Annotated in this window: 18 protein-coding genes; 16 read left to right on the top strand and 2 right to left on the bottom strand. The window is 64.5% G+C overall.

The annotated features are described in order from the left end of the window. The 7 genes from C9E81_RS08530 to C9E81_RS08500 all read left to right on the top strand — a co-directional run bounded on the left by C9E81_RS08530 (nucleotide 1) and on the right by C9E81_RS08500 (nucleotide 8,477). Nucleotides 1-1,377: an aspartate aminotransferase family protein gene (locus tag C9E81_RS08530; RefSeq protein ID WP_122111913.1), complete on the top strand. Its 1,377-nt coding sequence runs from the start codon at nucleotides 1-3 to the stop codon at nucleotides 1,375-1,377. Then, nucleotides 1,374-2,285, top strand: a complete 912-nt coding sequence (locus tag C9E81_RS08525) for a 2-hydroxyacid dehydrogenase (protein WP_122111912.1) — start codon at nucleotides 1,374-1,376, stop codon at nucleotides 2,283-2,285. Before C9E81_RS08530 ends, C9E81_RS08525 begins: the two co-directional genes overlap by 4 nt. Nucleotides 2,286-2,498: 213 nt before the next feature. Then, complete coding sequence (locus C9E81_RS08520; RefSeq protein ID WP_122111911.1) at nucleotides 2,499-3,230, top strand: HAD-IA family hydrolase; 732 nt, start codon at nucleotides 2,499-2,501, stop codon at nucleotides 3,228-3,230. Nucleotides 3,231-3,300: 70 nt separating this feature from the next. Further along, the gene (locus C9E81_RS08515; protein WP_208021143.1) at nucleotides 3,301-4,914 is read left to right on the top strand and encodes an ABC transporter substrate-binding protein; all 1,614 of its coding nucleotides are present in this window, start codon (nucleotides 3,301-3,303) and stop codon (nucleotides 4,912-4,914) included. Between the two features lie 73 nt (nucleotides 4,915-4,987). After that, nucleotides 4,988-5,947: an ABC transporter permease gene (locus C9E81_RS08510; protein ID WP_243698577.1), complete on the top strand. Its 960-nt coding sequence runs from the start codon at nucleotides 4,988-4,990 to the stop codon at nucleotides 5,945-5,947. Further along, complete coding sequence (locus C9E81_RS08505; protein ID WP_122111910.1) at nucleotides 5,947-6,813, top strand: ABC transporter permease; 867 nt, start codon at nucleotides 5,947-5,949, stop codon at nucleotides 6,811-6,813. The genes C9E81_RS08510 and C9E81_RS08505 overlap by 1 nt, the downstream gene beginning before the upstream one ends. Continuing rightward, the gene (locus C9E81_RS08500; RefSeq protein WP_122111909.1) at nucleotides 6,813-8,477 is read left to right on the top strand and encodes an ABC transporter ATP-binding protein; all 1,665 of its coding nucleotides are present in this window, start codon (nucleotides 6,813-6,815) and stop codon (nucleotides 8,475-8,477) included. The genes C9E81_RS08505 and C9E81_RS08500 overlap by 1 nt, the downstream gene beginning before the upstream one ends. 4 nt (nucleotides 8,478-8,481) lie before the next feature. On the opposite strand, the gene C9E81_RS08495 is transcribed toward C9E81_RS08500, so the two are convergent. Further along, nucleotides 8,482-8,976, bottom strand: a complete 495-nt coding sequence (locus C9E81_RS08495; RefSeq protein ID WP_208021142.1) for an Lrp/AsnC family transcriptional regulator — start codon at nucleotides 8,974-8,976, stop codon at nucleotides 8,482-8,484. A 163-nt stretch (nucleotides 8,977-9,139) separates the two neighbouring features. Between C9E81_RS08495 and C9E81_RS08490 the strand changes: the two genes are divergently transcribed. Next, nucleotides 9,140-10,468 carry an NAD(P)/FAD-dependent oxidoreductase gene (locus C9E81_RS08490; RefSeq protein ID WP_122111908.1) on the top strand — a complete coding sequence of 443 codons (1,329 nt, stop codon included), beginning with the start codon at nucleotides 9,140-9,142 and terminating at the stop codon, nucleotides 10,466-10,468. Between the two features lie 14 nt (nucleotides 10,469-10,482). On the opposite strand, the gene C9E81_RS08485 is transcribed toward C9E81_RS08490, so the two are convergent. Beyond that, entirely contained in the window at nucleotides 10,483-11,589 is a 1,107-nt protein-coding gene (locus C9E81_RS08485) for an NAD(P)/FAD-dependent oxidoreductase (RefSeq protein ID WP_122111907.1), read from the bottom strand. A gap of 108 nt (nucleotides 11,590-11,697) precedes the next feature. On the opposite strand from C9E81_RS08485, the gene C9E81_RS08480 reads away from it, so the two are divergent. From C9E81_RS08480 to C9E81_RS08445, 8 genes are all read left to right on the top strand, one after another. Further along, entirely contained in the window at nucleotides 11,698-12,582 is an 885-nt protein-coding gene (locus C9E81_RS08480) for a LysR family transcriptional regulator (protein ID WP_122111906.1), read from the top strand. Nucleotides 12,583-12,674: 92 nt separating this feature from the next. Next, complete coding sequence (locus tag C9E81_RS08475) at nucleotides 12,675-14,726, top strand: hydantoinase/oxoprolinase family protein (RefSeq protein ID WP_122111905.1); 2,052 nt, start codon at nucleotides 12,675-12,677, stop codon at nucleotides 14,724-14,726. A 5-nt stretch (nucleotides 14,727-14,731) separates the two neighbouring features. Next, nucleotides 14,732-16,720 (top strand): hydantoinase B/oxoprolinase family protein, encoded by a 1,989-nt coding sequence (locus C9E81_RS08470; protein WP_122111904.1) that lies wholly within the window; start codon nucleotides 14,732-14,734, stop codon nucleotides 16,718-16,720. After that, nucleotides 16,717-17,040, top strand: coding sequence for a (2Fe-2S)-binding protein (locus tag C9E81_RS08465; RefSeq protein WP_122111903.1), 324 nt, complete (start codon nucleotides 16,717-16,719; stop codon nucleotides 17,038-17,040). Before C9E81_RS08470 ends, C9E81_RS08465 begins: the two co-directional genes overlap by 4 nt. Further along, a complete protein-coding gene (locus C9E81_RS08460; RefSeq protein ID WP_122111902.1) occupies nucleotides 17,037-18,407 on the top strand; it encodes an FAD/NAD(P)-dependent oxidoreductase in 1,371 nt (456 codons plus the stop codon). The genes C9E81_RS08465 and C9E81_RS08460 overlap by 4 nt, the downstream gene beginning before the upstream one ends. A gap of 124 nt (nucleotides 18,408-18,531) precedes the next feature. Continuing rightward, entirely contained in the window at nucleotides 18,532-19,995 is a 1,464-nt protein-coding gene (locus tag C9E81_RS08455) for an aldehyde dehydrogenase family protein (protein WP_122111901.1), read from the top strand. An 18-nt stretch (nucleotides 19,996-20,013) separates the two neighbouring features. Then, entirely contained in the window at nucleotides 20,014-21,060 is a 1,047-nt protein-coding gene (locus C9E81_RS08450; protein ID WP_122111900.1) for a tartrate dehydrogenase, read from the top strand. Between the two features lie 2 nt (nucleotides 21,061-21,062). Further along, the gene (locus C9E81_RS08445) at nucleotides 21,063-22,499 is read left to right on the top strand and encodes an NAD-dependent succinate-semialdehyde dehydrogenase (RefSeq protein WP_122111899.1); all 1,437 of its coding nucleotides are present in this window, start codon (nucleotides 21,063-21,065) and stop codon (nucleotides 22,497-22,499) included. The last annotated feature ends 22 nt before the right edge of the window (nucleotides 22,500-22,521 follow it).

Raw genomic sequence — 22,521 nt, 5'->3', positions numbered from 1 at the left:
ATGCTGAGCAATTCCCTTGCCGAACTGGACCGCCGCCACCTCGTCCACCCGGTCTCGTCCTTCCGTGGCCACGAGGCGCGCGGCGTCAGGCTGTTGCAGTCCGCACGGGGCGCGGTCGTGACCGATGCCGAGGGGCGTGAACTGATCGACGGGTTCGCCGGGCTGTGGTGCGTGAATGCCGGTTACGGCCATGAAAGCGTGGTCGAGGCTGCCGCCGCGCAGATGCGCCAGCTTCCCTATGCGACCGGCTATTTCGATCTGGGGGCCGAGGCGCCGATCCGGTTGGCCGCCGAACTGGCCGAGCGGGCGCCGGGCGATCTGGATCATGTCTATTTTTGTCTTGGCGGTTCGGATGCGGTGGACAGCACGATCCGTTTCATCCGCTATTACTGGCATTCCAGGGGCAAGCCTCGGCGCGACCAGTTCATCTCGGTCGGGCAGGGCTATCACGGCAGTGCCTCGGGCGGGGCCGGGCTTACGGCATTGCCGGTTTTCCACGAAGGCTTCGGCCTGCCCTATGACTGGCAGCACAAGATTTCGTCGCATTACATCTATCGCAATCCCGTGGGACAGGACCCGCAGGCGATTATCGATGCATCGCTGGCGGAACTGCGCGCCAAGCTGGCCGAGATCGGCGAGGATCGCGTGGCGGCTTTCTATGTGGAGCCGATCCAGGGATCGGGCGGGGTGCTGGTGCCGCCGCAGGGCTGGATCAAGGCCATGCGCGATCTTTGCGCCGAGCACGAGATCCTGTTCGTCGCCGACGAGGTTATCACCGGTTTCGGGCGCACGGGCCCGCTTTTCGCCTGCGAGGACGAGGGAATCGTGCCGGACCTGATGACCGTCGCAAAGGGCCTGACCTCGGGCTATGTGCCGATGGGTGCGGTGTTCATGCGCAACCATGTCTACGAGACAATCGCCGAAGGCGCGGGCGCGAAGGCGGTGGGGCATGGCTTCACCTATTCCGCGCATCCGGTATCCTCAGCAGTCGCGCTGGAGGTGCTGGCGCTCTACGAGGGCGGGCTTTTCGAGAATGGCCGCCGGATGGGCGCGCGCCTGATGGAGGGGCTCGCGGGGCTGCGCGATCATCCCCTGGTCGGCGATGTGCGGGGCCGGGGCATGCTGGCGGCGGTCGAGCTGGTCACGGACAAGCACAACAAGACCCCGCTTCCCGCGGCGCTGGATCCTGCCAACCGCCTGTTTGACCGGGCATGGGAGCAGGGCCTGATCGTCCGGTCCTTTGCGCAGGGAATCCTTGGCTATGCGCCGCCGCTTTGCTGCACGGCGGACGAGATCGACGCCATCGTCGAACGCAGCCGCAAGGTGCTGGACCTGACGCTGGAAGATCCCGAGATCCGCGAGGTGCTTCGCGGATGACGCTGCTCTATCTCTCGACACCCGAGCGGATCGCGGTCTGGGCGCCGCTGCTTGCCGAGGCAGGCGAGGAGATGGTGATCGGTGAAGAGGCGGTCACCGACCCGGCTGCGATCACCCATATCGCTTGCTGGATGCCGCCGCGGGATCTGTCGCGTTATCCCAACCTGAAAACCGTGATCAGTGTCGGGGCCGGGGTGGACCAGATGCCGCCACTGCCAAAAGGGGTGGCCTTGTCGCGGACGATTGCTCCGGGCATCGAAGAGATGGTCCGGGACTGGGTGGTGATGGCGTCGCTGATGTTGCATCGGGACATGCCGCGCTATCTGGATCAGGCCGGACGCGGGGAATGGGTGACGCATCACGCCCGGTTGGCCCGGACCTGCCGCGTTGGCATTATGGGGATGGGCCGGATCGGGCGGCTTGCGGGGCAGAGTCTTGCGGCCCTGGGTTTTCCGGTCGCCGGCTGGAGCCGTTCTGGCGCACCGGTTGAGGGGCTGGAGGTCTTTGCCGCCGACGCCATGGGCGATTTCCTGGCGCGGACGGATCTGCTGATCTGCCTGCTGCCCCTGACCTGTGAGACGCGGGGGCTGTTGAACGCGCCACTATTCGCGCGATTGCCGCGCGGGGCGCGCCTTGTTCATGCGGGGCGCGGACCGCAGCTTGACATGGGGGCGCTGCGCGAGGCGCTGGATAGCGGCCGGTTGGCTTCTGCCATGCTGGATGTCACAGACCCCGAACCATTGCCCCCCGGTCACTGGGCATGGCACGATCCAAGGGTCGTCGTGACCCCGCATGTCGCCTCGCATACCGATCCCGAAGAGGGTGCGCGCCATGTCTTGGCGGTGATCCGCGCCAGCCGCGAGGGCCGGCCGATTCCCGGCCTGGTGGACCCCGGTCGCGGCTATTGAAACACCACAGGGCGGCGCGGCATATCTGACCGCCCCCCATCCCAATACAAAAGAATCTGCCGCTCCCCTGCTGTTATTCAGCGCAAGGATATCAGGAATTCCGATGATGCTGAGGGGAACAGGACGATGATCCGGGGGCTTTGCGCCGCTCGCTGACATGGAATTCGCCGCGGATGACGCTTTGCGGCACAGACAGGAAGGGGACTGCCGAAGATGGCGATAGAAACCGCTGTGAAACCGCTGACCGCGTTTTCCTATGTCAGCTTCGATGTCGTCGGCACGCTGATCGATTTCGAGGGAGCGATCAAGAACGGGCTGGCCCGGATCGCCCGGCAAGCCGGGGTCGATATCGATGGCGAAGCCGCGCTGACCGTCTATCGCAACGCACGCTATCATTCCGATGCACTGCGCTTTCCCGACGATCTTGGCCGTTGCTACAGCCAAATCGCTGCCGAACTGGGCCTGCCGGATAATGAAGAGAACCGCCGCCTGATGATCGATGCCGTGGGTGAGGCGGAGCCTTTTCCCGACAGCATCGGGGCGCTGGCCAGGCTCAAGGCGCGCTACAAGCTGATCGCGATGACGAATGCGCGCCGTTGGGCCTTCGAGAAATACGAGAAAAAGCTGGGAATGCCGTTCTGGGCCAGCTTCACCACGGATGAGACCGGCACGGAAAAGCCGGATCCGGCCTTTTTCCACCAGGTGTTCGCGCATGTAGAGCGCGATGGTGGCAGCAAGGCCGACATATTGCACACGGCGCAAAGTCAGTATCACGACATCGGGATCTCTCGCGAGTTGGGCATGACCAATGCCTGGATCGCGCGCCGCCATGCGCAGCAGGGATATGGCGGAACCATCGAACCCGCGCGGTTCACGGAACCCGATTACCGCTTCAACGCGCTGATCGAACTGGCCGAGACGGCCGATCGCGCCTTCGGTCGATGAGATCACTTCACCACAAGGCCCGAAACGGCGGCAAGAACCGGATGGGGCCATAACAACAGGGAATGCGAAAATGATCAGGAATACACCTACCAACTGGACCGGCCGTGACGATGCGATGGTCGAGAACGCGATCCGTCGCGGTGCGTCGCGTCGCGAACTTCTGAAGATGCTGATGGGCTCGGGCGTGGCGCTGTCGATGGGCAGCGGGCTGTTGCTGCGCGCGGGCGAGGCCGTGGCCGCGACCCCGGTCAGCGGCGGCAATCTCAAGGCGGCGGGCTGGTCGGCTTCGACTGCTGACACGCTTGATCCGGCCAAGGCGTCGCTTTCGACCGATTACACGCGCTGCTGCGCCTTCTACAACCGTCTCACCTTCCTGGATGAGAACGGCGATGTGCAGATGGAACTGGCCGAAACGGTCGAATCGGATGACGCCAGGACCTGGCAGGTCAAGCTGAGATCCGGCGTCACCTTCCATAGCGGCAAGACGCTGAGTTCGGCCGATGTCGTCTATTCGCTCAAGCGGCATCTCGACGAGAGCGTCGGCTCCAAGGCCAACTCGATCGCCAAGCAGATGGCCGAGATCGAGGCGGTTGATGACCTGACCGTCAAGATCGTGCTGAGCGAGCCCAATGCCGACCTGCCCACCATTCTGTCGCTGCATCACTTCATGATCATCGCGGACGGAGTCACTGACTTTTCGACCGCCGACGGCACCGGCGCCTTCATTTGCGAATCTTTCGAGCCCGGCGTGCGCTCGATCGCGGTGAAGAACCCGAACTACTTCAAGGAACAGGGACCTTATCTCGACAGTTTTGAGTATTTCGCGATCTCGGATAACAATGCCCGGGTGAACGCGGTGCTTTCGGGCGACATCCAGTTTGCGGCAGCGGTGAACCCGCGCTCGCTGCGGATGCTCGAGGGGCAATCGCATGTGGAGACATCGATCACCACGGGAGGAAATTATACCAACCTGAATATCCGGCTCGACCTGGAACCCGGCGCCAAGGCCGGATTCATCGAGGGGATGAAGTATCTGGTCAATCGCGAGGCGATCCAGAAATCCGTGCTGCGCGGTTTGGCCGAGATCGGCAATGACCAGCCCGTTTCCCCCGTGGACCGCTATCACAACCCGGAACTGAAACCGCGCCCATACGATCCCGAAAAGGCCAGGTCGCTGTTCGAGAAGGCGGGCGTGCTGGGGCAGGCGATCCCGATCGTCACCTCGGATGCCGCGACCTCGGCCATCGACATGGCCATGGTGGTGCAGCAGGCCGGGGCCGAGATCGGCATGCCCTTCGATGTGCAGCGGGTTCCGTCCGACGGCTATTGGTCCAATTACTGGCTGAAGGAACCGGTCCATTTCGGCAATATCAATCCGCGTCCGACGCCCGATATCCTGTTCTCGCTGCTTTATGCCTCGGATGCGCCGTGGAACGAAAGCCAGTACAAGTCCGAGAAATTCGACAAGATGATGGTCGAGGCGCGTGGCCTTCTGGACGAAGAGAAGCGGACCGCCATCTATTGGGAGATGCAGGAGATGGTCGCCAACGAGGCGGGCACGATTATCCCGGCCTATATCTCGAATGTCGATGCGCTTTCGACGCGGCTGAAGGGCTTGCGTCCGAATCCCCTGGGCGGACAGATGGGCTACGCTTTCGCGGAATATGTCTGGCTGGAAGGCTGACCCGCCTGCCCGACACGGCCCGCGCATGTGACAATGCGCGGGCGAACGCCCCTTCGATTCAGGGAGACAGGTCTTGCTTCGATCCAAAACGACATGGCTGCTGATCGGCAAGCGGCTCGGGATTGCGCTGATCACGCTGGTGATCGTGTCTTTCGCGGTTTTCTTCGCGACCGAACTTCTGCCCGGAGACGTGGCCGAGATCCTTCTGGGACAGGCCGCCACCCCCGAGGCCGTGGCCGGTTTGCGCAAGGCGATGGGCCTTGATGAACCCGCGCTGATGCGCTTTCTGGGCTGGCTCGGCGGCTTGCTGACCGGGGATTTGGGCACCTCCTATGTCAACAAGATGGAGATCGCCGAGTTGCTGTCCGGTCGGCTGGCCAATTCGCTGCGGCTTGCCGGGATCGTCACGGTCATATGCGTGCCGGTTGCGCTTTCCCTTGGCATCGCTGCGGCGATGTGGCGGGGAACCCTGCTTGACCGGGTGGTGTCGATGCTGACCATTTCGGTCATCTCTGTGCCCGAATTCATGGTCGCGACTTTGGCGGTGCTGATCTTCGCGGTCTGGCTCGACTGGTTGCCTGCGCTCAGCTATGGCGTCAATGTGGATAGCCTTGGCGCCATGCTGCGCGCTTATGCGATGCCTGTCATCACGCTCAGTTTCGTCGTGTCTGCCCAGATGATCCGGATGACTCGCGCGGCGGTGATCGAAACCATCAACACTCCCTATGTCGAGATGGCGCTGCTCAAGGGTGCCTCGCGCTGGCGCATGGTGCTGGTCCATGCCCTTCCCAACGCGCTTGGACCCATTGCCAACGCCGTGGCGCTGTCGCTGTCCTATCTGGTCGGCGGGGTGATCATCGTCGAGACGGTGTTCAACTATCCCGGCGTCGCCAAGCTGATGGTGGATGCGGTATCCACCCGCGACCTGCCGCTGATCCAGTCCTGCGCCATGATCTTCTGCGTCAGCTATCTGAGCCTGACGACCCTGGCCGACATGATCGCCATCCTCTCCAACCCGAGGCTGCGCCATTGATGACCGTTTCTTCCAGATCCACCCGCTTTCTCCGTCTGCCCACCCCCCGGAACCTGGGCTATTCCTTCAACTGGGCCGGCCGTATCGGTCTGGCTGTCATGCTGTTCTGGGCGGTGGTCGCCATTGCCGGACAATGGCTTGCTCCCTATCCGCCGGGCGAGATCGTCGGTTGGGATTATTTCGGTGGAATGAGCCGCGAATTCTGGATGGGCACCGATTATCTTGGCCGTGACATCCTTTCGCGTATCCTGATGGGCGCGCGCTATACCGTCGGCATCGCCTTGGGAGCGGTGACGCTCGCCGTGGCCATCGGTGTCGTCCTCGGCATGATCGCCGCGGTGCTGGGCGGTTGGTTCGACACGCTGCTGTCGCGGCTGCTTGATGCCTTCAACGGCATCCCCTCGCTGTTGTTCGGTCTCGTGGTGGTGGCTGCCGTGGGTTCATCCATCCCGGTGTTGATCCTGACGCTGACGGCAATCTACATGCCCGGCTCCTACCGTTTCGCCCGGGCGCTGGCCGTGAATATCAACACGATGGATTTCGTTACCGTGGCCCGGGCGCGGGGCGAGGGCACGGCCTATCTGATCACCCGCGAGATTTTCCCCAACATCCTCGGCCCGGTGCTGGCCGATCTGGGACTGCGTTTCGTATTCATCGTGCTGGTCCTGTCGGGGCTGTCTTTTCTTGGGCTGGGCGTGCAGCCGCCGAATGCGGATTGGGGTGCATTGGTGCGGGAGAACATCGAGGGGCTGAGCCTTGGCGCACCGGCCGTGGTGTTTCCCTCGATCGCCATCGCCTCTCTGACCATATCGGTGAACATGTTCATCGACAATCTTCCCACCAGGATCCGCGACAGGAGCGACTGATGACCGGCACTTCCCTCGTTTCCGTCCGTGACCTGAAGATCGGCGCCGTCACCGATGCGGGCCGCAAGGTCGAGATCATCCGCGGCGTAAGCTTCGACATCGCCCCCGGTGAGATCCTTGCCCTGATCGGGGAATCCGGCTCGGGCAAGACTACCATCGCGCTGTCGCTGATGGGGCATGCCCGTAGCGGGTGCAGCATCGACGGTGGCAATATCCGTGTCGGCGACCATGATGTCACCGGCATGTCCGAGGCAAGGCGGGCGGGATTACGAGGCACCGAGGTGTCCTACGTGCCCCAATCGGCGGCGGCGGCGTTCAACCCGTCCAAGCGGATCATGGATCAGGTGATCGAGATTACCGCTATCCACAAGCTGATGCCCCGCAAACAGGCGGAAGCGCGCGCCAGGGACTTGTTCCGGGCGCTGGCATTGCCCGATCCCGACGGGATCGGGCAGCGTTATCCGCATCAGGTCTCGGGCGGTCAATTGCAACGCCTCTCGGCGGCGATGGCGCTGATCGGAGATCCGAAACTGGTGATTTTCGATGAACCCACTACCGCGCTGGACGTGACAACCCAGATAGAGGTGCTGCGCGCCTTTCGCTCGGTGATGGAAAAGACCGGTATGGCGGGGGTCTATGTCAGCCACGATCTTGCCGTTGTGGCGCAGATCGCGGATCGCATCGTGGTGCTGAAGGACGGAGAGATCCAGGAGGTCGGCACGACCGAACAGATCATCCACTCTCCTCACCATCCCTATACCAGGGAATTGCTGGCCGCGTTTGAGCCCGTGCCACATGTGCCCGTCGGCGGGCGGGACGTGCCCGAGGACAGGGCGGTTCTTGAGGTCAGCGGACTCTGCGCGGGTTACGGTGCGACGATCAATGGCGAGCCCAAGGCGAAGGTTCTGAAGAACGTGAATTTCCGCCTTGAACGCGGCAGGAACCTGGGCGTGATCGGCGAAAGCGGCTCGGGCAAGTCGACATTGGCGCGGGCGATTGCCGGTATCCTGCCCGCCTATCGCGGATCGGTGCATCTGGGCGGGCAGAAACTGGAGCCTGCCCTGCACGCCCGCAGCAAGGAGGACCTGCGCCGTGCCCAGATCGTTTTCCAGCTTGCCGATACCGCCCTGAACCCGGCCCATTCCATCGGCACGATCATCGGCAGGCCGTTGAGCTTCTATCACGGATTGCGCGGCGCGAAACGCGATGCCCGGGTGGCCGAGTTGCTTGACATGGTTCGCCTGCCCGCCACTTTGCGTCACCGTTTGCCTGCCGAACTTTCAGGGGGCCAGAAGCAGCGGGTCAATCTTGCCCGTGCCCTTGCCGCGGAACCGGAACTGATCCTGTGCGACGAGATCACTTCGGCGCTGGATACGGTGGTCGCCGCCGCCATTCTCGACCTTCTCAAGGAACTGCAGGGTGAGTTGGGCCTGAGTTACATGTTCATCAGTCACGACCTTTCGACTGTCGAGGCGATCTGTGACGACGTGCTGGTGATGTACAAGGGCGAGGTGGTCGAGGCATTGCCCGCTACCCGGATGTCCAGCGAGGCGACGCATCCCTATTCCCGGCTGCTCATTTCCTCGGTGCCGCAGCTGGATACCGGTTGGCTGGCCGGGCTGGAACAGGACCCCGAACTGGTCGCGGCCTTCGCGCAGCGGTGATCGGTCAGTCCCTGTCCGCAAACAGCCGGGTCAGCGGGATCTGCGTCTTGACGAAGGGGGTCTTTATCACGACGTAGCTGAAATAGCGGTCGATCCCGATCTCGCGGTCGATCAGTGCCTCGATGATAGTCTGGTAATCGACGATTCCCGCCGTGACGAATTTCGCCAGGTAATCATAACCGCCAGAAATCAGGTGGCACTCGACGCAGCTATCGATTTTTTCCAATGCCTCCTGAAAGCGGGCGAAATCGATCTGCCGGTGGTTCTTGAGCGTGAACTCGGTAAAGACGGTCAATGTTTCGCCCAGCTTGGCGACATCGATCTGGGCCGAATAGCCCGAGATATATCCCGCCTTCTGCAGTTTCTTGACCCGCATCAGGCAGGGAGAGGGCGACAGATGCACCAGTTCTGCCAGTTCCACATTGGTGATCCGCCCGTTGCGCTGCAATTCGGCAAGAATCCTGATATCGATCCGATCCAGTTTCAGACGGGTGCTCATCGGTTCGCTCCTTCGCTCCCGGCAGGACGGGGCTTTGTTGTGAAAGACGTATAACCCTGCCAGGTCAACATGCTTCAACATGAAATGCTGCCCTTTGCCAATGATCCGGCAGATGCCTTTGGCAGAGTGCGGATAAGGTTTCGAAAAAAGATCGGAGACTGCCATGCCCGCGCCCCTCATGCATATCGAAACCGCTCCCGGCAAAATGCCTGCCGAGGCAGATTGCGTCGTCATCGGTGCCGGAATCACCGGCGTCAGCGCTGCCTACTGGCTGGCACGGGCGGGACAGCGGGTCGTGCTGCTGGAAAAGGGCCGGGTCGGCGCCGAGCAGTCCAGCCGCAACTGGGGTTGGTGCCGCCAGCAGAACCGCGACGCCCGCGAATTGCCGCTGTCCACCCGCAGCCTCGATCTGTGGGAAGAGATGACTGCCGATATCGGCGAGGATCTCGGTTTCCGGCGCTGCGGGCTGCTGTATCTGTCGGATGACGAGGCCGAGATCGAGGGCTGGGCGGAATGGGGCCGTTTCGCGCGCGGTGAGGGGGTGGATACGCGCATGATCGGCCCTGCCGAAGCGGCTGAGCGTGGAGCCGCGACCGGCAAGATCTGGAAGGGTGGCGTCTGGTCGCCGACCGATGGCACTGCCGATCCCTCGCGCGCGGCACCGCTGATCGCCAAGGGGGTCATCCGGCATGGCGGCATCGTGCTGCAATCCTGTGCCGCGCGGGGCATCGAAACCTCTGGCGGGGCCGTCTCCGGCGTTGTCACCGAACATGGAACCATCCGGACCCGGCAGGCGGTGGTCGCGGGCGGGGCATGGGCGGCCAGTTTCCTGCATCAGCTTGGGATCGCTTTTCCGCAGGCCTCGGTGCGCAGCTCGATCCTGTCGGTCGCTCCGGGGGCCAAGGGCTTGCCCGCCGCGTTGCATACCGCCGCCGTCTCGGTGACCCGGCGCGGCGATGGCGGGCATACGCTGGCTATCTCTGGCCGGGCCAATCTCGATCCGACGCCGGGTGCACTGCGGGGCGCCAGGCATTTCCTGCCCATGTTCGCCGGCCGATGGAGATCGCTGGCGCCGGGTGGACCGCAGGCATGGCGCGCCGGTTTCGAGACCCGGAGCAAATGGGCGCTGGACCGCGAGACGCCGATGGAACGCATGCGCATTCTCGACCCGCGCCCTTCCGCCCGGCTGATACGGGAAACGCTGACCCGCGCCCATCGCCTGCTGCCGGCGCTGAAGCCCCGGCCCGTGCAGGCGCAATGGGCGGGCTATATCGACAGCACGCCCGACGGGGTGCCAGTGATCGACGCCGACATAGGTCTGTCCGGGCTGGTATTGGCGGCGGGGCTGTCGGGGCACGGATTTGGCATCGGTCCGGGGGTAGGGCATCTCGTTGCCGATCTGGTCCTTGGTCGCCAGCCGATTACGGCAACCGGGCAATACCGCCTTGCCCGCTTCGATCAGCGGCAATGGGGAAAGGTGGCCAAGTTCTGACGAAACAGCCGGGATCATGCCGCGAAGCGCCGGATCGAAAACGGCGCAAGCGGGGTTTCGCATTCGCCGGTGGCGATCAGTTCGGCCATGGCGTCCCCCACGCCGGGGCCAAGCTGAAAACCGTGGCCGCAGAAGCCGAAGGCGTGGAACAGGCCCGGCGTCGTGGCCGAGGCCCCCATGACCGGCAACCCGTCTCTTACATAGCCTTCGCAGCCCGACCATTGCCGGATCACCGCCACGTCGCGCAGTGCGGGCACCAGCCGCAGCACCGCGCGAAGCTGTTCGGGCAGCCGCGCGGGATCGGCGCGCGCATGGCCGGGATCGGGATCGACCGGGACGCGCTCGACCGCGCCACCAAAGACGACATTGCCACGCTCGACCTGCCTCAGATAGGCGCCGTGGGCGCGTGACCAGACCCCGACGACTGGCAGGATACGGTGGGGCAGCGGCTCGGTCACGGCCATTTGCGGGCCAAATGTGTCCAGCGGAACATGCTCGCCGAAACGCGCCGCGATTCCGGTTCCCCATGCCCCGGCACAGTTGAGCAGCGCAGCGCCCTCGAACCGGCCCCGCCCCGTGCGAACCGCAAAGCCGGAGGCATTGCGGGTGATGTCGAGCACCGGCGCCTGATCGACGATCTCGGCCCCCGCCTCTGCCGCCGCCGCTGCGAAGGCGGGGCCGACAAGCCGGGGATTGGCCGAGCCATCCTGTGGCGAGAAGGAGGCCGCGATGGCATCGGGTCCAAGGCCGGGAAAGCGGCGGCGGATATCTGCGGGCTCCATCTCTTCGAGGTCGAGTCCGCAAGGGCGGGCTGCATCGGCAAAACCGCGCATGTCGCTCAACCCGTCCTCGTCGAAGATCAATCGCAGATGTCCCGTAGCGCGAAACTCCACGTCGCGGCCAAGCAACCTGTTCGCCTGATTCCACAAGGCCAGCGAACGATGCGCCAGCGGCAATTGCGGCAGGTATCGTCCGCTGCGGCGGATATTGCCGAAGGAGGCAACTGTGGCGCCTGCGCCGATGCGATGCCGCTCGATCAGCGTCACTCGCAGGCCGCGCCGCGCCAGAAAGAAGGCTGAAGCCGTCCCCATCAGCCCGCCGCCCAGAACGATAACATTCATTCCATCGCCTTCCGCCCGCCAGATACCTGTCCCATCAGAACGCCGCGACACCGCTTGCGTCAAAGACGAGAAACGGGGCATCCTATAAGTCAAGCCTATGGAGATCACATGCGCGCACGTCAGCTTGAAGTATTCACCGCCGTCATGCGGGCGGGCACCGTGACCGGCGCGGCGCGGCTGCTCAATATTTCTCAGCCCGCGCTCAGTCAGATCCTGATTCATGCCGAGGACGAGCTGGGCTTCGCCCTGTTCGACCGCGAGAAAGGGCGGTTGCAGCCCACACCCGAGGCGCTGGAGCTTTATCCCGAGGCAGAGCGGCTGTTCGGCGGGCTGGAGGGATTGCGGCGCAAGACCGCCGATCTGCGGCTCGGGCGGGCGGGGCTGGTGCGGATCGCCGCTTCCCCGCCGCCGGCCATGTCGCTTTTGCCGCAGGTATTGGCGGCGTTTCGGGCGCGGCATCCCGATATCCTGCTGCGCACGCATGTGGCGCCCATCGCCGCGATGGTGGACATGCTGCGTGCCGGTGATGCCGCCTTGGCACTGGCGCTGGACGATAATCTGCCGCCCGATATCGAGGTGGAGCGGATCGGCCGCACCTCCTTCTGCTGCCTGCTGCCCGGGACGCATCCGTTAGTGAGAGGCGATGCGGTGAGCTTTGCCGATCTGGTGGAGGAAACGGTGATTTCCTATCGTAGCATGACCCGCCCCTATGACGAATTGCAGGCGGCGGCGCGGCGTGAAGGAACCGGCTTCACTCCCCGGATCGAGATCGATTCCTCGATCGCGGCAGCCGGTTTCGTGCAGGCGGGACTGGGCGTCGCGGTGGTGGATTCGCTGCTTCCCTGGGCGCAGTTCTCCGGGATCGCGGTTCGTCCGCTGGCAGGTGGTCCGGCATTGCCGCTATCCCTGCTGAGCCTGCGCGGCAAGGCGCTGTCGCGCGCCGAGGAATTCATCAGAACGCATCTGCGGGCAATCCAGGTCGAACATCCATAAGTTATCCTTATGCCATGATGCAGGATGCGTCTTGGACGCGGGACGCGGTTTCTGGTCGGTTTTGGACGGCAGACCGGAAAAGGACGACTCATATGGATGGCAGCATCCCGCTTGCTGATTGGAAAGTAGGTGTCGATATCGGCGGCACTTTCATGGATTTCTGCGCGCTCGAAACCCGTTCGGGCCGGATCGCATCGCTGAAGGTACTGACTTCCCCCGATGATCCCGGCGCGGAACTGCTGACCGGGTTGGACCTTTTGGCCGAGCGTGAGGGGCTGGACGCGGCGCGGATCAGCCGTTTCGTGCATGGCACTACTGTGGGGATCAACACCATCCTGCAGCGCAAGGGTGCGCGACTGGCGATGATCACCAATGCGGGTTTCGAGGACGTGATCGAGCTGGCCCGGCTGCGCATGCCCGACATGTATTCGCTGTTCTGTCACCGCCCCGAACCGCTGATCCCGCGTGATCGCATCCTTGGCATTCCGGCACGGCAGCGCGCCGATGGCACCGAAAGCCTGTCCCCCGATCCGGAGGCGGTGGCCGAGGCCGTCGCGCAAGCGCGGAAAGCCGGGGCCGAGGGCATCATCATCACCCTTCTGCATAGCTGGCGCGATTGCGCCCAGGAGGCGGCGGTCAAGGCGATGGTCGAGGCCGCCGCGCGCGAGCTGTTCGTCTTTACCTCTTCCGAGGTCTGGCCGGTGATCCGCGAATATGAACGCAGTTCGACGGCGATCCTCAACGGCTATGTCCATCCCCGTGTCTCGGGCTACCTGACGGCACTGGAGGACCGCTTGCGGGATCGCGGTGTGCCGGCGCGGGCGATGCTGACCAAATCGAATGGCGGCCTGATGAGCGCGGGCGAGGGACGGCGCGATTGCGTGTCGATGCTGCTGTCGGGCACCGCCTCGGGCGTCATAGGCGCGGCATGGCTGGCGCGGCAGGCGGGCGAGGCGCGGGTGCTGACGCTGGATATCGGCGGCACCTCGGCGGATTTCGCGCTGATCGTGGACGGGGCGGTGCAATATGGCAGTGACGAACTGATCGGGGATTTTCCGCTGCATATCCCCTCGGTCTCGGTCAGTTCCATCGGCATCGGCGGCGGTTCCATCGCCACGGTGGACGGTCAGGGCGTGCTGCGCGTGGGGCCGGAATCGGCGGGTTCCAGCCCCGGCCCGGCCTGTTACGGGCGCGGCGGCAACCGGGCGACGGTGACCGATGCGATGGCCGTCTGCGGTTGGCTGGGTCATTCCGAGATGGCCTATGGACAGTTGCGGATGGATGTCGGACTGGCCCGGCAGGCGGTCTCGGAACTGGCTAACCGGCTTGGGCGCGGGGTGGAAGAGACCGCACAGGCCATTCTCGACATCGCCATTTCCGAGATGTTCGTCGAGGTGGAAAAGCTGTCCTCCCGCGCGGGGGTCGATCTGCGGGATTTCGCGCTGATGCCCTTTGGCGGCGGCGGTCCGATGCTGGGCGCATTCCTTGCGCGTGAACTGGGTATGCCCCGGGTGATCGCACCACGCTGGCCGGGAGTCGTCTCGGCGCTTGGCGGGCTGGTGGCGGATTTCCGGGGGGATTTCATCCGCACGGTCTATGCCGATCTGGATGCCGCCGCCTTGCAGGGGCTGGGCGCTGAGTTCCGGGCGCTTTGTGCCGAGGGGCAGGAATGGCTGGCCGCGCAGGGCCATGACGGGGCGGCGGAGCTTCGGCTGTCAGCCGATATGCGCTATGCCGGCCAGAGCTATGAGATCGAGGTAGCACTGGAGCCTGACTGGCTGACCGATGCGACCCGGATCGCCACGGCATTTCATGACACCCATCGGCAGATCTATGATTTCGATGATCCGGAGGGCCGTATCGAGATCGTCAACTTGCGTCTTTCGGCCATCGGCGCCGGCCCCAAACCGGTCTTTCCCGAAACTGATGGCCAATCAAGCCCCGCGCAGGCGGCGCGCCTTGTGCCGATCCATCTGCACGGCCCGCGCGAGGTGCCCTTGTTCGAGCGGTCGGCACTGACCGCCGGGGCACGGTTCGAGGGCCCCGCCATCGTGACGCAGGAGGATACCACCTTCGCCATCCCCGATGGCGCTTCCGCACGGGTGGACAGCCACCTCAATATCCATCTCGGCTTCGAGGAGTGAACCCGATGTATGACAGGATGACGCTTCAGGTTCTGGCCAATCATGCGCGTGCCGCAGCCGAGAACATGGCCCATACATTGCACCGCACCGCCCATTCGGCCTTCGTCAAGGAGACCCAGGATTTCACCGTGATGCTGATGGACCGGGCGGGCGATACCTTCGCCGTGCCGATGGAACTTGGCGCGACATGGTATCCGGGCCTCACCTATGGCCGCGCCATCGGGATGGTCGAGGATTACCGTCCCGGCGATGTCGCTTTCACCAACGATCCCTATTCGGGCCATGTGGCGACGCACGCGCCCGATACCCATCTGTGGAAACCCGTCTTCAGCGAGGGAGAGATCGTCGCCTGGACCGGCGGGCATATCCACAATACCGATATGGGAGGGGCCGTGCCTGCCTCCCTGTCGCGCTCGCTGACCGAGGTGCATCAGGAAGGGCTGCGTTTCCCGCCGATGAAGCTGGTGCGCGAAGGGGTCTTCGATCGGCAGATCCTGCGGATCATGGAAACCAATGTCCGCAAGCCCGCGCTGAATATCGGTGACATCAAGGCGCTGGTCGGAGCCCTGAATACAGGTGAGCGCAAGGTTCACGCGATGCTGGAACGTTTCGGAAAGCAGGGTTTCCTGACCGGTGTGGCCGCGCTGAAGGATCAGGCCGAGGCGCAGGCGCGCGAGATCCTGCGCGGCATACCGGATGGCGATTACGTCTTTGCCGATTACGCCGACGAGGACAGCGATATCGGCAATCCCTGCCGCCTCAAGCTGACGCTGTCCATTCGCGATGACAGCGCGGTGCTGGATTTCACCGGCTCGGATCCTCAGCTTGCCAGTTCGCTCAACGTCCCTTCGGGCTGCGATCCGAGGCATACCATCCTGCTGGTGGGCGTCTATTACGTGCTCTACACGCTCAACCCCCGGATCCTGCTGAACACCGGCTTGACCCGTCCCTTCACCTGCATCGCGCCCGAGGGTACGGTGCTGAACCCGGTTGCCCCGGCTGCCGTGGGAATGCGCTCGCTGACCTGTGCGCGGCTGCGTTCGGTGATCTTCGGGGCATTCAGCCAGGCCATTCCCGAGAGGATGCCCGCGGCGCCCGCCGGGAACAATTGCATCGTCAATGTCATGACCCATGACGAGCGCAGCCGGAAGATGGTGATCGCCGCCGTGAACCCGGTGGTTGGCGGAGGCGGCGGGATGCCGCATCGCGATGGCACCAACGGCTCGGGTGCGGACGCGGCCTATCTCAAGAATACCCCGATCGAGATCACCGAAACCGAGGTGCCGGTCGAATTCGTCAAATACGGTCTGGCACGGGATACCGGCGGGGCCGGGCGCTGGCGTGGTGGGCTGGCGACCGAGATGAGCTTTCGCGTCTTTGCGCCCGATACGCGGATCACCGCCCGTAACCGCGACCGCTCGGTCTTTCGCCCATGGGGAGTGCTGGGCGGCCGGGCGGCGGGGCTGTCGGATATGGTGGTCAATCCGGGCGCAGGGGACGAGCGGAGGCTTGGCAATACCGACACGGCGGTGCTTCAGCCCGGCGACGTGCTGGAGATCCGCTCCGCCGGTGGCGGTGGCCGGGGCGATCCCATGACGCGGGAGCCCTGGCGGGTGGCAAGGGATGTCGCGCGGGGACATGTCTCGGCCCGGGCCGCGCGCGAGGAATATGGCGTTGTGCTGACCGATGACGGTGAGGTGGACGAGGCCGCGACCGCCATGCTGCGCGATCAGGCGCGCGTTCATGAGGGGCATTTCCACTTCGGCCCCGAGCGCGAGGCATACGAGGCGCAATGGACTCCGGCGGCCTATGACCGGCTGACGCGAATCCTGTCGGAACTGCCGATCCATTGGCGTTTCTTCGCCAAGACCGAGATCTTCCGGCGCATGCCCGGGCGTTCCGGTGCCGAGGGGGTCGAGGCGGCTTTCGCCGAGACCTGCGCGCGCTTCCCCGAACTGCCGCGCCCGTTGCTGGTCGCCGAGGCGGCGGAATGAGTGCGGCAGGCAGTCCGGGGCGATTGCGCCGCCTCGCCGAGACCGGGCGCGAACCGTTGAGCTTCCATTTCGATGGGGTCAGGCTGCATGCGCTTGCGGGGGATACGGTGCTGACCGGGGTGCTGTTGTCCGCCGGTCATCTGCGCAAGGCCGAGTTCGGTCCGGAGCGCCGCGCCGGGTTCTGCCTGATGGGAGCCTGCCAGGATTGCTGGATCTGGCAGGAGGATGGCCCGCGTTTGCGCGCCTGCTCGACGCCGTTGCGCGAGGGGATGCGGCTTCTGTCCGGTTCGCCCCATTATTGGCCGGATCCCCGATCATGAGCCGTGTGCTGATCGTCGGCGCGGGGCCAGCAGGGATGCGGGCCGCCGAAACGCTGGCACGGGCGGGGCTGGTTCCGATCGTGGTCGATGAGGGTGCGAGGGCAGGCGGTCAGATCTATCGCCGCCCGCCCGATGGTTTCATCCGTCCGCCGAAAGCGCTTTATGGTGCCGAGGCAAAAAAGGCGGCAGCACTGCACCGGATGTTCGAGGAGATGCTGCGGGCCGGGCTGATCACCTATCATCCGCAAAGTTCCGTGCTGGGGTTTTCGGGCAATACCGCGCAGATTACCGGCCCGGAGGGTATGACCGCGATTGGCTTTGACCGGCTGATCCTCGCGACCGGGGCGATGGACCGTCTCGCGCCGGTGCCGGGTTGGCAGCACGCGGGAGTCTACAGTCTCGGGGCCGCGCAGATTGCACTCAAGGCGCAAGGCGTTGCCTTGGGGCGGCGGATCGTGCTGGCCGGTTCAGGGCCATTGCTGACGCTGGTCGCGCATCAGCTTCGCAAGGCGGGGGCGAATGTCGCGGCGGTGCTGGACACAGCTCCGCTTTCGGCGCAGGCGGTCGGTGGGTTGCGCATGGCGATGGCGCGCCCCTTGGTAACGGCGCGCGGACTCGCCATGCGCGCCGGTCTGGGGCGGCTCTATCATGCGGGCGTGCGGCTGGACCGGATCGAGGCCGGAGATGATGGTCCCTGTGCCATGCATTGGCGCGATGCGCGGAACCGGTCGCATGTCACCCCCTGCGACGCAGTTGCACTCGGCTGGCATCTTCAGGCCGAGACGGCGCTGACCGATCTGGCCGGGGTTGCCTTCGACTGGTCCGGGACATGGGCGCAATGGCTGCCGCGAGCAGATGCCGAGGGGCGTGCGAGCGGCGGTGTCTACCTGGCCGGGGACGGCATGGGCATCCTGGGTGCGGACGGGGCAGAGGTTGCCGGTCGTCTGGCCGCCAGCGCCTGCCTAGCGGATCTGGGATATGCCATTCCGTTGCGGAACCGGGGCAGGGACATGCGCCGTCTCGCCCGGATGCGACGCTTTGCCGGTGGTGTGGCCCGCGCCTTTCCCTGGCCCGCCGAAATGATCCGGAACCTGCCCGACAGCACGGTGATCTGCCGCTGCGAAGGGATTACGGCGGGAGAACTCGGCGACACGCTACCGCTTGCCGGGGCCGAGGCGAACCGTGTCAAATCCCTTGGCCGGATCGGCATGGGGCGATGCCAGGGCCGCTATTGCCAGCGCGCCGGAGCGGAGTTGATCGCAGCCCTTGCCGGAATCGCGCCCGCTCAGGCAGGCCGGTTGCGGGCGCAGCCACCGGTGCGCCCGGCGCCGATTTCCTTGTTGTGTTCAGAGACAGATAACGGCTGACATCACACAATCTTCTGCCCCGGCCCTGCTGTTTGAAAGCGGATTATGCTGCAAGGCCGGCGCTTTCGGCAGCAGGTGCCAGCCCCTCCGCGCAAAGCTGATGTCAAGACGACGAGAGGTTTCCATGACGCTTGCCTTCGATCCTTCCAGCCTGACGGTCCCCTGTGGCCATTTCATCGGCGGTCGCCATGTAGAAGGCCCGGAAGAGATCGCGGTGACGGCCCCATCCAGCGGCCTCGCCTTGCATGCCATTCCCCGAGCCGATGCCGGGACCGTCGATCGGGCGGTGACGAGCGCCCGCACGGCGCTGGACCAATCGGGCTGGGGCAGGATAGCCCCGCGCGAACGCCTGCGCGCGCTGTCGCGTTGGGCCGATCTGATCGAGGCTGAAGCGGCAACACTGGCGCGGCTCGAGGCTGTCTGCTCGTCCCGGCCGGTGGCCGAGGTGGCTGCCGGGGATGTGCCTGTCACAGCCGAACAGATCCGCTTTTTCGCCGAGTTCGCCGACAAGGAATGCGACGATCTCGTGCCGACCTCCGAGGATCATCTGGGCATGATCTCGTCCGAACCATACGGGGTGATCGGTGCGATCACACCCTGGAACTTCCCGATCTCGATGGCAGGCTGGAAACTGGGTCCGGCGCTGGCCGCGGGTAATGCGGTCGTGCTGAAGCCGTCCGAGATGACGCCCTATTCCGCGCTCTATCTTGCCGAGCTGTCGGTGCGCGCGGGCATTCCCGAAGGGCTGGTCAATATTGTCCTGGGTGACGGTCCGGTCACGGGTGCCGCATTGGTCGGACATCCCGGGATAGCCAAGATTTCCTTCACCGGCTCGACCCGTGCGGGTGGCCAGATCATGGAGAACATCGCGCATAGCGGTATCAAGCCGATGACGCTGGAACTGGGTGGCAAAAGCCCGATGGTGGTCTTTGCCGATGCGGATCTGGAACTGGCCGCGGCGTGCCTTGATCGTGGGATCACGCCGAATGCCGGACAATTCTGCGTGGCCGGATCGCGGATTATCGTCGCCCGTGAAATCGCAGATGAACTGGCCGCAAGGCTGGTCGAGCGTTTCGCCCGCCACAGCCCGGCCGCCACATGGGAGGAAGTCCCCGGTTTCTCTCCGATCATATCCCGGGCGCAGCTTGCCCGGATCGACGGCATCGTTGCGGCCTCGGTCGCGCAAGGAGGCGAGGTCCTGTGCGGCGGCGCGGAGTTCGACCGCGAGGGCAGCTATTACCGCCCGACGCTGATCGGCGGCGTCGATGCCTCGAACCCTGCTGTGACCGAGGAAATCTTCGGTCCCGTGGCAACATTCCAGACCTTTGACAGCGAGGAAGAAGCCATGGCCCTGGCCAGCCATCCAAGCTATGGCCTGTGCGCCGGGCTGTTCACCCGTGACATCGGCCGCGCGTTGCGGCTCTCGCGCCGTGTCGAGGCCGGGACTGTCTGGATCAATCGCTATGGACGCTCGCGCGATCACATCCTGCCGACCGGGGGCTGGAAGGCCAGCGGTCTTGGCAAGGATTTGGGGCGCGAAGCCTATCATGCCAACCGCCGCCGGAAATCGGTGCTGATCGACCTTTGAAGACCCGTGGAGAGACAGATGAAGACCTACAAGCTTGCCTTGATTCCGGGGGACGGGATCGGCGTCGATGTTACCAAGGCCGCAATGCAGGTGATCGAGGCCGCTGCAAGACGGCATGAATTCGCGCTGGCCTGTGAAACCTTTCCCTGGTCGTGTCAATACTATCTGGACAATGGCGCGATGATGCCCGGCGACGGAATCGAGACCCTGCGCCGTTTTGACGCCATCTATCTGGGTGCGGTGGGCTGGCCGGAAACGGTGCCGGATGCGGTTTCGCTGCATGGGCTGCTGCTGCCGATCCGCAAGGCCTTCAACCAATATGCCAATATCCGCCCGCACCGGCTGTTGCCGGGTATCGAAGGGCCGCTGAAGGCCGAGGGCTTCGATATCCTGTGCATCCGCGAGAATACAGAGGGCGAGTATTCCGGCGCCGGGGGGCGCGTTCACCAGGGCAAGGAGAACGAGGTCGCGGTGGAGACCTCGGTCTTTACCCGCGCCGGGGTAGAGCGCATCCTGCGTTTCGGATTCGAGCAGGCCCGGGCGCGGCGCGGGCATCTGACCTCGGTGACGAAATCCAACGCACAGAAATATTCGATGGTGTTCTGGGACGAGATGACGCGGCAGCTTGCCGCCGAATACCCCGAGGTGACGGTCAGCCAGATGCATATCGACGCCATGGCTGCAAAGATGGTGATGGCGCCGGAAAGCCTTGATGTGGTGGTGGCCTCGAACCTGTTCGGGGATATCCTGACCGATCTGGGCGCGGCGATCCAGGGAGGGTTGGGCTTTGCGGCCTCGGCCAATATCTGCCCCGACGGCTCCGGCCCCTCGATGTTCGAGCCGGTGCATGGCTCTGCCCCCGATATCGCCGGGCAGGGTATCGCCAATCCGATTGCGGCGATCTGGTCCGGGGCGATGATGCTCGACCATCTGGGCGAAGCGGGGGCAGCCGCCGATATCCTGAGCGCTATCGAGGCCGCCACACGGCAAGGCATCGGTATCCGCCCCGGTTCCCATTCGACGACACAGATCACCGATGCCGTGATCGCCACGCTGGAGGTCTGACCATGAAACTCGACGATCCCGATCTTTTCCGGCAGGCAGCCCTGATCGGCGGGCAATGGATCTCGCGCCCCGATATGGAGGTGACGGATCCGGCCACGGGCAAGACCCTGGGGCACATGCCTGATTGCTCTGCCGCCGAAACCACCGAGGCAATCGCCGCCGCCGAAGCGGCGATGAAGGATTGGCGGGCCCGCACCCATGCCGAACGTGCCGATCTGTTGATGCGCTGGTATCAGCTCATGCTGGATCATGCCGAGGATCTGGCACGGATCCTGACCGCCGAGCAGGGCAAGCCGCTGCAGGAGGCGCGCGGCGAGATCCTTTATGGCGCGTCCTTCGTGCGCTGGTTCGCCGAAGAGGCGCGGCGGATCAACGGGGCGATCATTCCCTCTCCGGTACCGGGCAAGAAGATCTTTGCCATGAAGGAACCGGTCGGGGTCTGTGCGATCATCACGCCGTGGAATTTCCCCAATGCGATGATTACCCGCAAGGTCGCGCCCGGCCTTGCCGCAGGCTGCACCATGGTCATCAAGCCCTCGGACTTTACCCCCTATTCTGCGCTCGCTCTTGGCGTTCTGGCCGAACGGGCGGGGATTCCGAAAGGGGTGATCAACATCCTCACCGGGCGGCCCGAGGCGATTGGGGCCACGCTGACCGGCAGCGCGGTGGTGCGTAAACTGTCCTTTACCGGCTCCACCCGGGTCGGTGCGATGCTGGCCGAGCAATGCGCGCCGACGCTGAAGAAACTGTCGCTGGAACTTGGTGGCAATGCGCCCTTCATCGTGTTCGACGATGCCGATCTGGAGGCTGCGGTCGAAGGAGCCATGGCCTCGAAATTCCGCAATGGCGGGCAGACCTGCGTTTGCGCGAACCGGTTGCTGGTGCAATCGGGCATCCATGATGCCTTTGTGGCGGCTCTGACCGCCCGCGTCGATGCGCTGCGGGTCGGGCCGGGCACCGAGGACGGCGTCGAGATCGGCCCGATGATCAACAATGCTGCCATCGACAAGATTACTACCCATGTGACGGATGCCCTGGCCAAGGGGGCAATGCGCACCACGCGGAGCCGTGACCTGCCTGCGGGTTATGCCGATCCGATGGTGCTGTCCGGTGCCGACACGGGCATGCGGCTGGCCGATGAGGAAACCTTCGGTCCGGTTGCGCCGATTTTCCGCTTCGAGACCGAGGAAGAAGCCTTGCGGATCGCCAATGGCACGCCCTTTGGTCTTGCCGCCTATTTCTACACCACCGACATGGCCCGTGCCTTCCGTGTCGGCGAGGCGCTGGAATTCGGGCTGGTCGGGTTGAATACCGGGGCGATCAGTCACGAGGTGTCGCCCTTTGGCGGGGTCAAGGCGTCGGGATTGGGTCGCGAAGGCGCCCGTGAGGGGATCGAGGAATATCTGGAAACCAAGGCTTTTCATTTCGGGGGACTGTAAGCGCCGAGTGAAAGGGCAATGG

The sequence above is a fragment of the Paracoccus alkanivorans genome, from assembly GCF_003697785.1.
In the GTDB taxonomy this organism is placed as follows: domain Bacteria; phylum Pseudomonadota; class Alphaproteobacteria; order Rhodobacterales; family Rhodobacteraceae; genus Paracoccus; species Paracoccus alkanivorans.
This window is presented reverse-complemented; position numbering and strand designations above follow the sequence as displayed.